The 12,423-nt window shown below is 71.1% G+C and carries 8 protein-coding genes and 2 pseudogenes; 1 reads left to right on the top strand and 9 read right to left on the bottom strand.

Going from position 1 to position 12,423, the window contains the following annotated elements; translation table 11 throughout:
* Positions 1 to 26: 26 nt before the first annotated feature.
* From D9753_RS05500 to tkt, 9 genes and pseudogenes are all read right to left on the bottom strand, one after another.
* Positions 27 to 692: a TetR/AcrR family transcriptional regulator gene (locus tag D9753_RS05500; protein WP_121785981.1), complete on the bottom strand. Its 666-nt coding sequence runs from the start codon at positions 690 to 692 to the stop codon at positions 27 to 29.
* Between the two features lie 104 nt (positions 693 to 796).
* Positions 797 to 2,261: pseudogene (locus D9753_RS05495) on the bottom strand (membrane-associated oxidoreductase).
* Positions 2,262 to 2,379: 118 nt separating this feature from the next.
* Entirely contained in the window at positions 2,380 to 2,973 is a 594-nt protein-coding gene (locus tag D9753_RS05490; protein ID WP_121785980.1) for a histidine phosphatase family protein, read from the bottom strand.
* A gap of 6 nt (positions 2,974 to 2,979) precedes the next feature.
* A complete protein-coding gene (gnd, locus tag D9753_RS05485; protein ID WP_121790916.1) occupies positions 2,980 to 3,858 on the bottom strand; it encodes a phosphogluconate dehydrogenase (NAD(+)-dependent, decarboxylating) in 879 nt (292 codons plus the stop codon).
* Between the two features lie 15 nt (positions 3,859 to 3,873).
* Positions 3,874 to 5,510: pseudogene (gene pgi, locus D9753_RS05480) on the bottom strand (glucose-6-phosphate isomerase).
* Between the two features lies 1 nt (position 5,511).
* Positions 5,512 to 6,438, bottom strand: a complete 927-nt coding sequence (opcA, locus tag D9753_RS05475; protein WP_121785979.1) for a glucose-6-phosphate dehydrogenase assembly protein OpcA — start codon at positions 6,436 to 6,438, stop codon at positions 5,512 to 5,514.
* Positions 6,435 to 8,021, bottom strand: a complete 1,587-nt coding sequence (gene zwf, locus D9753_RS05470; RefSeq protein ID WP_121785978.1) for a glucose-6-phosphate dehydrogenase — start codon at positions 8,019 to 8,021, stop codon at positions 6,435 to 6,437. The genes opcA and zwf overlap by 4 nt, the downstream gene beginning before the upstream one ends.
* Entirely contained in the window at positions 8,021 to 9,163 is a 1,143-nt protein-coding gene (gene tal, locus D9753_RS05465; protein WP_121785977.1) for a transaldolase, read from the bottom strand. Before tal ends, zwf begins: the two co-directional genes overlap by 1 nt.
* Positions 9,164 to 9,181: 18 nt before the next feature.
* Positions 9,182 to 11,257 carry a transketolase gene (gene tkt, locus D9753_RS05460; RefSeq protein WP_121785976.1) on the bottom strand — a complete coding sequence of 692 codons (2,076 nt, stop codon included), beginning with the start codon at positions 11,255 to 11,257 and terminating at the stop codon, positions 9,182 to 9,184.
* A gap of 145 nt (positions 11,258 to 11,402) precedes the next feature.
* Here tkt and D9753_RS05455 point away from each other — a divergent pair, with 145 nt between their 5' ends.
* Positions 11,403 to 12,338: a helix-turn-helix domain-containing protein gene (locus D9753_RS05455; protein WP_121785975.1), complete on the top strand. Its 936-nt coding sequence runs from the start codon at positions 11,403 to 11,405 to the stop codon at positions 12,336 to 12,338.
* Positions 12,339 to 12,423: the final 85 nt, after the last annotated feature.

The raw sequence follows: 12,423 nt of genomic DNA, 5'->3' as shown, positions 1-12,423 counted from the left end.
GGAGGACGGCCGTTGCGCGGCGGTGGTCAGCCGGGCGTCCGCTCCGCCGTGAGGTAGGCGATCACCATGTCGGAGAGCATGGCCCGGTAGTGCGCGCGCTGCGCCGGGTCCATCAGATCCCGGCCGAACAGAGTGCCGAAGGTGTGCCGGTTGGCGACCCGGAAGAAGCAGAACGAGGTGATCACCCCGTACAGGTCGACCGCGTCCACGCCGGCCCTGAACACCCCGGACTCCTGCCCTGCGGCCAGGATGCGGCGGATCACGTCGAGGACCGGGGAACCGGTCGGGCCGAGCCGGCCGGAGGCCGCGGTGTGCCCGGCGCCCTGGACGTTCTCGATGCCGACCAGGCGGACGAAGTCCGGGTGCCGCTCGCAGTGGTCGAACGTCAGCTCGGCCAACCGCCGGATCGCCCCGACCGGGTCCAGGTGCTCGACGTCGAGCTGCTGCTCGGCGTCCCGGATCAGCCCGTAGGCCCGCTCCAGCACGGCCGTGAACAGTTGCCCCTTGCCGCCGAAGTAGTAGTAGATCATCCGCTTCGTGGTCCGGGTGCGGGCCGCTATCTCGTCGACCCGGGCACCGTCGTAGCCGGCCCTGGCGAACTCGCGCGTGGCCACGTCGAGGATCTCGGCCCGGGTCCGGGCGGGATCGCGCACCCGCCCGCCGGGTCCTACCGGTTCTTCGACGCTGGTCATCGGGTTCCTTCGGGCCGGGGGGCAGCCTGGGCGGGGCGCGCGTTCGCGTGCCGGTGATTGTAGAAGCAGAGCCCGGCCGGCGGCCCGGCACCCGGCACGCGGTGTCACTGACGGCTCACCGTGCGGGTGACACCGGCGACCACGGTCGTCGCCAGGATCCAGCCGGTGAGGACCAGGACATAGGCGAGAACCTGGTATCCACCGCGCGGCGCGAACGCCGAGTCCTGTCCGAAGGAGATCACCGGCAGCAGCAGGTCGAGCGTGTAGAACACCGGGTGGAACGGTGGTGCCTCGTCCGTCTTCAGCGGTTGCGGGTGGTGCAGCGCGAAGGCGGCGGGAGCCGAGGGCGAGCAGCGACAGCAGCCAGCCGGCGGCGCGCAGCGGACGGAAGCCGTAGCCGACGGCGACGTCCTGCACCACGCCCCACAGCCGGCCGTACCAGGGCAGGGTGTGGCGGTGCCGGCGCTGCTTGGCGAGCTGTACCGACCGGGCCGCGTGGTCGTCCCCGGTCCGGCGGTAGGAGGCCGTCAACTGCTCGTAGACGTGCGGGACATAACCGTCCCGTTCCCGCTCCAGCATGGGCAGGCGGCGCTCGGCGGGCGCGTGCGGGGTGAGCGAGGTGTACGTCAGGCCGCCGAGCCGTACCTCCTCGGGCACCGCCTCCGGTTCCAGCAGCAGGACTTCGAGCTGGGCACGGCGCAGGTCGAGGGAGCCGTCCATGGGCGGGCTCTTGCGCAGCCACAGCTCGCCGATCGTCGTGCTGCCGGCCCGCAGCGCCGGACTACCCGGGTTGGACAGGAGGGTGTACGACAGGTCGAGCCGGCCCGCGACACGGGCGCCCCGCAGGCCCGTCCAGCCGTGCACCTCGGCGTGCCGGACCAGCATGTCGCTCCCCACGGAGAGTGTCTGCGCGTCGAGCGCGCCCTGCCCGGGATGGTTCAGGCACGCCTCGCAGAGGTTGACCGACCCGGCGATCACGGCGCCGTTGAGCCGTATCTGCCCGTGGGTGCGCAGGCCCGGCGCCCGTAAGTCACCGCCGATGAAGGCCTGGTTGAGCTGGAGCACCGGGTGCTCCTCCTCGGGCGCCGCCACCTCGGCGCTCTCCAGGTACAGGCTGCCGGTGACGCGGGCGCCGCCGAGCCGTACGGTGCCGTGGCACCGGGTGCGGGTCATCCGCAGGACACCGTCCACGTGGAGGGCGTGGGCGGTGAGCCCGGGCAGGACGGACTCGCTGAGGTTCAGCTCGCGCAGCCGGGCGCCGTCGCACCGCGGGGCCTCGTCGAAGTGGCAGTGCCGCAGCCGCACCGGGTGGTCGATCGTCGCGTACTGGAGGTCGAGCAGGCCGGTGATCCGGGCGCCCGCCAGATTCAATGAGGCTATCTCCCCGCCGTGCCGAGGCCCGTCCAGCAGCAGGGCCCGCAACACCTGGGTGCGCACCGTCCGTTCGGGCCCCCAGCCGCCGCCGTCTCCGGCGTCCTCGTCAGGGCGCTCCCGCAGGTCCACCGAATCCCCCCGCGGGAAGGCCCGCCACACCCGCTCCTCGGCCGCCGTCAGCTCACTGATCTCCACCCGGGGGACTCTGACCCGGGGCGGGATCGGCTGTCAACGCGGCCTCACGGGCCCCGGTCAGCGGTGTGCCCCCGGGCCGCCGACGGTGCGGCGGACCGGGGGGCACACGGGGCGTCCGCTACGGCTGGACGTTCCACTCCGCGATCACCGGGCGGCCGTGCTCCGTCGACAGACGGCTGACCGTGCCGGTGGCCAGCTTGAACAGGCGGCCCTCGGCGGGCGGCAGGCCAAGGCGGCGCGCGGTGAGGACGCGCAGGAAGTGGGCGTGGGCGACGAGGACCACGTCACCGGCGTCCTCGGTGAGGGCAGCGTCGACGCGGGCCAGGACCCGGTCGGCGCGGGCGCCGATCTGTGCCGGCGACTCGCCCGGGTGTCCGTCCGGGCCGGGCGGCACGCCGTCGGTCCACAGGTCCCAGCCGGGGCGGTCGCGGTGGATGTCGACCGTGGTGATGCCCTCGTAGCCGCCGTAGTCCCACTCGTGCAGCCCCGGTTCGGTCTCGACCCCGGGCACGCCGGCCAGCTCGGCGGTGCGTATCGCGCGGCTCAGCGGGCTGGCCAGGGCGAGGGCGTAGGTCCGGCCGGTGAGGAGCGGGGCGAGGGACTTGGCCTGTTCCTCGCCGTGCCCGGTCAGCGGCAGGTCGGTCCAACTGGTGTGCCGTCCCGACCTGCTCCACTCCGTCTCACCGTGGCGGACCAGCAGGAGGTCCCCCACGGCGGGTCAGTCCTTCTTCTCGACCGCGTGGCCGCCGAACTGGTTGCGCAGTGCGGCGATCATCTTCATCTGCGGCGAGTCGTCCTGCCGGGAGGCGAACCGCGCGAACAGCGAGGCGGTGATCGCGGGCAGCGGCACGGCGTTGTCGATGGCCGCCTCGACGGTCCAGCGTCCCTCGCCGGAGTCCTCCGCGTAGCCGCGCAGCTTCTCCAGGTGCTCGTCGTCGTCCAGGGCGTTGACCGCGAGGTCCAGCAGCCAGGACCGGATGACGGTGCCCTCCTGCCAGGAGCGGAACACCTCGCGGACGTTGTCCACCGAGCGGACCTTCTCCAGCAGCTCCCAGCCCTCGGCGTAGGCCTGCATCATGGCGTACTCGATGCCGTTGTGGACCATCTTCGAGAAGTGCCCGGCGCCGACCCGGCCCGCGTGGACGTATCCGTACGGGCCCTCCGGCTTGAGCGCGTCGAAGATCGGCTGGATCCGCTGCACGTGCTCCTTGTCACCGCCGACCATGAGCGCGTAGCCGTTCTCCAGGCCCCACACACCGCCGGAGACACCGGCGTCGACGAAGCCGATGCCCTTGACGCCGAGTTCGGCGGCGTGCTTCTCGTCGTCCGTCCAGCGGGAGTTGCCGCCGTCGATGACGGTGTCGCCCTCGGACAGCAGGTCCTTCAGCTCGTCGATGACGCCCTGCGTGGCGGTCCCGGCCGGGACCATCACCCACACATGGCGGGGCGCGTCCAGCTTCTCGACCAGTTCGGCGAGGCTCTTGACGTCGGAGACCTCGGGGTTGCGGTCGTAGCCGACGACCTCGTGGCCGGCGCGGCGGATCCGCTCGCGCATGTTGCCGCCCATCTTGCCCAGACCGATGAGGCCCAACTGCATGGCTGTCATGTCACTTCACTTCCTGAGAGAACGGTAGGCGGCGACGAGGGCCCTGGTGGAGGGGTCGAGGCCGGGTACGTCGGTGCCTTCGGTGAGGGCGGGTTCGACGCGTTTGGCGAGGACCTTGCCCAGTTCCACGCCCCACTGGTCGAAGGAGTCGATGTTCCACACCGCGCCCTGGACGAACACCTTGTGCTCGTACAGGGCGATCAACTGGCCGAGCACGGACGGGGTCAGCTCCCGCGCCAGGACCGTCGTGGTGGGATGGTCACCGTGGAAGGTACGGTGCGCGACCTGCTCCTCGGCCACCCCCTCCGCACGGACCTCCTCGGCCGTCTTGCCGAACGCCAGCGCCTGCGTCTGCGCGAAGAAGTTCGCCATCAGCAGATCGTGCTGCGCGGCCAGTTCACCGCTCATCCCCCACCGGACGGGCGAAACCGATGAAGTCCGCCGGGATCAGCTCGGTGCCCTGATGGATCAACTGGTAGTAGGCGTGCTGCCCGTTCGTGCCCGGCGTGCCCCACACCACCGGCCCCGTCCGCCACTGCACCGGCGTGCCGTCACGCTGCACCGACTTGCCGTTGGACTCCATGTCCAACTGCTGAAGATAGGCCGTGAATTTGGACAGGTAGTGGCTGTAGGGCAGCACCGCGTGCGACTGCGCGCCATGGAAATTGCCGTACCAGATACCCAGCAGACCCAGCAGCAGCGGGGCGTTGGCCTCCGGCGGCGCGGTACGGAAATGGTCGTCGACCAGCCGGAAACCCTCCAGCATCTCGGTGAACCGCTGCGGACCGATCGCGATCATCAACGACAGACCGATCGCGGAGTCGAAGGAGTACCGGCCGCCGACCCAGTCCCAGAACCCGAACATGTTCTCCGGGTCGATACCGAAGTCGCTGACCTTCTCCCCGTTCGTGGACAACGCCACGAAATGCCTCGCCACCGCCTTCTCGTCCCCGCCGAACGCCCGCAGCAGCCAGGTCCGCGCGGAGGTGGCGTTCGTGATCGTCTCGATCGTGGTGAACGTCTTGGACGCCACGACGAACAGCGTCTCGGCCGCATCCAGGTCCCGGGTCGCCTCGTGCAGGTCCGCGCCGTCCACGTTCGACACGAACCGGAACGTCAACTCCCGCGCCGCGTACGGACGCAGCGCCTCATAGGCCATCGCCGGACCCAGATCCGAGCCCGATACCGATGTTGACGACGTTACGGATCCGCCGGCCGCTGTGACCGGTCCACTCACCCGAACGGACCCGCTCGGCGAACCCGGCCATCTTCTCCAGCACGGCGTGCACCTGGGGCACCACGTTCTCACCGTCGACCTCGACCACCGCGTCCCGCGGCGCACGCAACGCGGTGTGCAGCACCGCCCGGTCCTCGGTGACGTTGATCCTCTCACCGGCGAACATGGCATCGCGCAGACCGAACACGTCCGTCGCCGCCGCCAGCTCCCGCAACAACCGCAGCGTCTCGTCGGTCACCAGCTGCTTGCTGTAGTCGATGTGCAGATCACCGACCTGAAGCGTGTACCGCTCCGCACGGCCGGGATCGGCCTCGAACAACTCCCGCAAACGCGGCTGGTTCCCGGCGCGATGATCGGCCAGAGCCGTCCACTCGGGCCGGTGGGTGAGGTTGGGGTAGTCGGCCATGTCAGGCGTTCTCCTTGGTGGCCTCGCCCTGGAGGGCGATGGCGTACATCTCGTCGGCGTCGAGGCGGCGCAGCTCCTCGGCGATGAGTTCGGAGGTGGGGCGGACCTTGAGGGCGAGGGTGCGCGGCGGCTGGCCCGGCAGGGTCAGCGTGGCGAGGGGCCCTTCGGGACGGTCGATGACGATCTCGCCGTTCGAGGTGCCGAGCCGTACGGCCGTGACGACCGGGCCCGCGCTGACCACGCGGTCCACGGGCACCTTCAGACGGGCCTCCAGCCAGCGGGCCAGCAGCTCGGCGCTGGGGTTGTCGGCCTCGGCCTCGACGGCCGCCGACGTCACCTTCACCCGGGCCTGGTCCAGCGCCGCGGCCAGCATCGAACGCCACGGGGTGAGCCGGGTCCAGGCGAGGTCGGTGTCGCCGGGCGCGTAGGCGCGCAGGCGGGCCTCCAGGACCTCCAGGGGCCGCTCGACGGCGTACAGGTCGGTGATCCGGCGCTGGGCGAGCGCGCCCAGCGGGTCCTTGGCGGGGGCGTCGGGGGCGTCCACCGGCCACCACACGACCACCGGCGCGTCCGGCAGCAGCAGCGGCAGGACGACGGAGTCGGCGTGGTCGGACACCTCGCCGTAGGTCCGCAGGACGACCGTCTCGCCGGTGCCCGCCTCGGAGCCGACCCGCACCTCGGCGTCCAGCCGGGAGTGGGTGCGGTCGCGCAGCGTGCGGGCGTGCCGCTTGATGACGACCAGGGTGCGCGAGGGGTGCTCGCGCGAGGCCTCCTCCGCGGCCCGGATCGAGTCGTAGGCGTTCTCCTCGTCCGTGACGATGACCAGCGTCAGGACCATGCCCACGGCCGGTGTGCCGATGGCGCGGCGGCCCTGCACCAACGCCTTGTTGATCTTGCTTGCCGTGGTGTCGGTCAGGTCGATCTTCATGGCCTGCGCCAGCTCCGTCCGTCTCGTGCGAGCATCTCGTCGGCTTCCCTCGGCCCCCAGGTGCCCGAGGAGTACTGCGCCGGCTTGCCGTGCGCCGCCCAGTACTCCTCGATCGGGTCGAGGATCTTCCAGGACTCTTCCACTTCCTGGTGACGGGGGAACAGGTTGGCGTCGCCGAGCAGCACGTCCAGGATGAGCCGCTCGTAGGCCTCCGGGCTCGACTCGGTGAACGACTCGCCGTAGGCGAAGTCCATGGACACGTCCCGGATCTCCATCGAGGTGCCCGGCACCTTCGACCCGAAGCGGACGGTCATGCCCTCGTCGGGCTGGACGCGGATGACGATCGCGTTCGAGCCCAGTTCCTCGGTGGCGGTGGAGTCGAACGGGGAGTGCGGGGCCCGCTTGAAGACCACCGCGATCTCGGTGACCCGGCGGCCGAGCCGCTTGCCGGTGCGCAGGTAGAAGGGGACCCCGGCCCAGCGGCGGTTGTCGATGCCCAGCTTGACCGCGGCGAAGGTGTCGGTCTTCGACTTGGGGTCGATGCCGTCCTCCTCCAGGTAGCCGACGACCTTCTCGCCGCCCTGCCAGCCGGTCGCGTACTGTCCGCGCACGGTGTGCCGGCCGAGGTCCTCCGGCAGGCGCACCGACTTCAGCACCTTCAGCTTCTCGGTGAGCAGCGCCTCCGCGTCGAAGGCGATCGGCTCCTCCATGGCGGTCAGCGCCATGAGCTGGAGGAGGTGGTTCTGGATGACGTCCCGGGCGGCACCGATGCCGTCGTAGTAGCCGGCCCGGCCGCCGATGCCGATGTCCTCGGCCATGGTGATCTGCACGTGGTCGACGTACGAGCGGTTCCAGACCGGCTCGTACATCTGGTTGGCGAAGCGCAGCGCCAGGATGTTCTGGACCGTCTCCTTGCCGAGGTAGTGGTCGATGCGGAACACCTGCTCCGGGTCGAACACGTCGTGCACGAGCGCGTTCAGCTCGCGGGCGCTGGCCAGGTCGTGACCGAACGGCTTCTCGATGACCGCGCGCCGCCAGGAACCCTCCGGCGCGCTGGCCAGGCCGTGCTTCTTGAGCTGCTGCACGACCTTGGGGAAGAACTTCGGCGGCACCGAGAGGTAGAAGGCGAAGTTGCCGCCGGTGCCACGGGAGGCGTCCAGCTCCTCGACGGCGTCCTTGAGCTGCTTGAACGCGGTGTCGTCGTCGAAGTCGCCGGGGATGAACCGCATGCCCTCGGCGAGCTGCTGCCACACCTCCTCACGGAAGGGGGTGCGGGAGTGCTCGCGTACGGCGTCGTGCACCACCTGCGCGAAGTCCTGGTTCTCCCAGTCCCGGCGGGCGAACCCGACGAGGGAGAAGCCCGGCGGCAGCAGACCGCGGCTGGCCAGGTCGTACACGGCCGGCATGAGCTTCTTGCGGGACAGGTCACCGGTCACGCCGAAGATGACCAGGCCGGACGACCCGGCGATCCGGGGGAGCCGGCGGTCATCGGCGTCCCGCAGCGGGTTCACCCAGTCGGCGGCCGGGTCGACCGGCACGCGCACCTCCTCGGGTGCCTGGGCGGCGGGTGCGTTCTCGGTCATCAGGCGTCAACTCCCTTGCTCTTCAGGGACGCGGCGACGGCGTCCAGCAGGTCCTGCCAGGCCGCCTCGAACTTGGCGACGCCCTCGTCCTCCAGTTGCCGGACGACCTCGTCGTAGGGGATGCCGAGCCGCTCCAGGGCGGCAAGGTCGGCGCGCGCCCGCGCGTAGCCGCCGGTCACCGTGTCACCGGTGATCACGCCGTGGTCGGCGACGGCGCGCAGCGTGGCCTCCGGCATGGTGTTGACGGTGCCCGGCGCGACCAGCTCGTCCACGTACAGGGTGTCCTTGTACGCGGGGTCCTTCACCCCGGTGGACGCCCACAGCGGGCGCTGCCTGTTCGCCCCGTCACCGGCGAGCGCGAGCCAGCGTTCGGAGGCGAGGACCTCCTCGTAGGCCTCGTAGGCCAGCCGGGCGTTGGCGAGGGCCGCGCGGCCCTTGAGCGCGAGCGCCTCGTCGGTGCCGAGGGCGGTCAGGCGCTTGTCGGTCTCGCTGTCCACGCGGGAGACGAAGAACGACGCCACCGAGTGGATCGTCGACAGGTCGATGCCGCGCTCGCGGGCCTTCTCCAGGCCGGCCAGGTAGGCGGCCATGACCTCGCGGTACCGCTCCAGGGAGAAGATCAGGGTCACGTTGACGCTGATGCCCAGGCCTATGACCTCGGTGATCGCCGGGAGACCCGCCCTGGTCGCCGGGATCTTGATCATCGCGTTGGGCCGGTCGACCAGCCAGGCAAGCTGCCTGGCCTCGGCGACGGTCGCCTCGGTGCGGTGGGCCAGACGCGGGTCGACCTCGATGGAGACCCGGCCGTCCAGCCCGCCGGACGCGGTGTACACGGGCTCCAGGATGTCGGCGGCGTCCCGCACGTCGGCGGTCGTCATCATCCGCACCGCCTCCTCCACCGTCACCCCCCGCACGGCGAGGTCGGCGAGCTGCTCCTCGTAGCCCTTCCCGGAGCCGATGGCCGCCTGGAAGATCGACGGGTTGGTGGTGACACCGACGGCGCTTCCGCTCGCCACCAGCTCGGCGAGACTGCCCGAGGTGATCCGCTCGCGGGACAGGTCGTCCAGCCAGATCGACACCCCCTCGTCGGCGAGGAGCTTGAGGGCGCCCGGGGTCGCGATTGCTTCGGTCACAGTGATCATCTTTCTTTCGCGTCGGTATCAGGCGCGCGCGGCGGCGAGCGACTCGCGGGCCGCCGCGGCGACGTTCTCGGGGGTGAAGCCGAACTCGGCGAACAGGGTCTTCGCGTCCGCGGAGGCACCGAAGTGCTCGAGGGAGACGATGCGGCCCGCGTCGCCCACGAACCGGTACCAGGTCAGACCGATGCCGGCCTCGACGGCGACCCGGGCCTTCACGGCCGGCGGCAGCACCCGCTCGCGGTAGGCGCGCGGCTGCTCCTCGAACCACTCGACGGACGGCATCGACACCACGCGGGTGCCGATCCCCTCGGCCTCCAGCCGCTCCCGCGCGGCCACGGCCGTCTGCACCTCCGAACCCGTCGCGATGACGATCACCTCGGGAACCTCCGTCGAGGACTCGCGCAGCACGTAGCCGCCCTTGGCCGCGTCCTCGTTCGGCGCGTACACCGGCACGCCCTGGCGGGTGAGCGCGAGCCCGTGGGGGGCGGGGTTCGTGGCGTGCCTCCTCAGGATCTCGGCCCAGGCGATCGCGGTCTCGTTGGCGTCCGCCGGGCGGACGACGTTCAGGCCCGGGATCGCGCGCAGCGAGGCCAGGTGTTCGACCGGCTGGTGGGTGGGTCCGTCCTCGCCGAGACCGACGGAGTCGTGCGTCCACACGTACGTCACCGGAAGCTGCATCAGCGCCGACATACGGACGGCGTTGCGCATGTAGTCGGAGAACACCAGGAAGGTGCCGCCGTAGACGCGGGTGTTGCCGTGCAGGGCGATGCCGTTCATCGCGGCGGCCATGGAGAACTCGCGGATCCCGAAGTGGACGGTACGGCCGTACGGGTCTGCCTCGGGCAGCGGGTTGCCCGACGGCAGGAAGGAGCTGGTCCTGTCGATGGTGGTGTTGTTGGAGCCGGCGAGGTCGGCGGAGCCGCCCCACAGCTCGGGCAGGACCGGGCCGAGCGCCTGGAGCACCTTGCCGGAGGCGGCCCGGGTGGCGACCGGCTTGCCCTCCTCGAACACGGGCAGCGCGTCCTCCCAGCCCGTGGGCAGCTCGCCCTTGCTGACCCGGTCGAACAGCTCGGCCCGCTCGGGGGCGGCCGTACGCCATTCGGCGATTCGCTTGTCCCAGGCCGCGTGCGCCTCGGCACCCCGGTCCTGGGCGCGGCGGGTGTGGGCGAGGACCTCGTCGGCGACCTCGAACGTCCGCTCCGGGTCGAAGCCGAGGAGGCGCTTGGTGGCGGCGATCTCCTCCTCGCCGAGCGCGGAGCCGTGCGCGGCCTCGGTGTTCCGGGCGTTCGGGGCGGGCCAGGCGATGACCGTGCGCATCGCGATGATCGACGGCCGCCCGGTCTCCGCCCGGGCGGTCTTCAGGGCGTCGTACAGGGCGGGTACGTCGATGTCGCCGTCGGCGGCGGGCTCGACGCGCTGGGTGTGCCAGCCGTAGGCCTCGTACCGCTTCAGCACGTCCTCGGAGAACGCGGTCGCGGTGTCGCCCTCGATGGAGATGTGGTTGTCGTCGTAGAGGAAGACCAGGTTGCCGAGCCGCTGGTGGCCGGCCAGGGACGAGGCCTCGCCGGAGACGCCCTCCTCCAGGTCGCCGTCGGAGACGATCGCCCAGACGGTGTGATCGAAGGGGGAGGTGCCCTCGGGGGCGTCCGGGTCGAACAGGCCGCGCTCGTAGCGGGCGGCCATCGCCATGCCGACGGCGTTCGCGGCGCCCTGGCCCAGCGGTCCGGTGGTGGTCTCCACGCCCGCGGTGTGCCCGTACTCGGGGTGGCCCGGGGTCTTCGAGCCGTGCGTGCGGAACGCCTTCAGGTCGTCGAGCTCCAGCTCGTACCCGGCGAGGAAGAGCTGCGTGTACAGGGTCAGCGAGGTGTGGCCGGGGGAGAGGACGAACCGGTCACGGCCGGTCCACTCGGGATCGGCCGGGTCGTGACGCATCACCTTCTGAAAGATCGTGTACGCGGCGGGCGCCAGGGCCATCGCCGTGCCCGGATGCCCGTTGCCGACCTTCTGTACCGCGTCGGCCGCCAGAAGACGGGCGGTGTCCACGGCGCGCCGGTCGAGGCCGGTCCACTCGAAGCCGTCGGAAGTCTGCGTCGTCATCTTCAAGAAATCCTCGTTCAGTGCGTTTGGCTGGCCGGACGCGTTCAAGCTTAAAAGTCTGACTTTTTCGCGGAAAGGTCGTGGTGTGTCAGCCTGTGGTGAATCTGGGACAGTGATCACGCGACAGGGACGGCACGAAAAGGGCATGACCGACAAGACCGGCAAGACCGGCAGGACACAGCAAGGCGCCGACACCGGCGCCGGCGGAACGACCGACCGCGACGGGATCAGAACCCTCCCCTTCCCGGCCGACCTGGCAGTCGGCGGCGTCGGCCTCCAGATCGGCCCGATGGGCACGGACCGCACCTGGCACACCGACGCCCCCCTGCACCGCGTCCACCGCATCGACTTCCACGTGGTCATGCTCTTCACCGACGGCCCCGTACGACACATGGTCGACTTCGCCGAGTACGAGGCGACGGCCGGCGACCTGCTGTGGATACGCCCCGGACAGGTCCACCGCTTCTCCCGGGAATGCGTGTACCGCGGAACCGTCCTGACCATGCAACCCGGGTTTCTGCCGCCCGACACCGTCGAGGCCACCGGCCTGTACCGCTACGACCTGCCGCCCCTGCTGCACCCCGGCCCGGCCCAGCTCGACGCGCTCCAGGCGGCCCTGGACCAGCTCCGCCGCGAGTACGAGGACACCGCGACGCTCCCGCCCGGCCTCCACACGGCCGTCCTGCGGCACACCCTGACCGCGTTCCTGCTGCGCCTGGCCCACCTCGCGGCCAGCTCGGCGCGGACCGGCCGGCAGCAGGCCGACAGCGCGTTCACCCGCTTCCGGGACGCCGTCGAAGAGGGCTTCGGTGTCCAGCACAGCGTCAGCGCCTACGCCGACGCCCTCGGTTACTCCCGCCGCACCCTGGTCCGCGCCGTCCGCGCCGCCACGGGCGGGACCCCGAAGGGATTCATCGACAAACGCGTCATTCTGGAGGCCCGGCGCCTCCTCGCCCACACCGACCTGCCGATCGGCCGCGTCGGCGCGGCCGTGGGCTTCCCCGACGCGGCGAACTTCTCCAAGTTCTTCCACCTGCACACCGGCCAGACCCCGGTCGCCTTCCGGGCCGAGCTGCGCTGAAGGGGGACGGCCTCTGGCCGGACACCGAGGCTCTCGGGAAGAGGCCGGGCGCGTGAAACCCGAAGGGGCCCGCAGGAGGACCTGC

The organism is Streptomyces dangxiongensis (assembly GCF_003675325.1).
GTDB classification, from domain to species: domain Bacteria; phylum Actinomycetota; class Actinomycetes; order Streptomycetales; family Streptomycetaceae; genus Streptomyces; species Streptomyces dangxiongensis.
The sequence above is the reverse complement of the archived record's forward strand: the minus strand, read 5'-3'. Positions and strand labels throughout refer to the sequence as shown.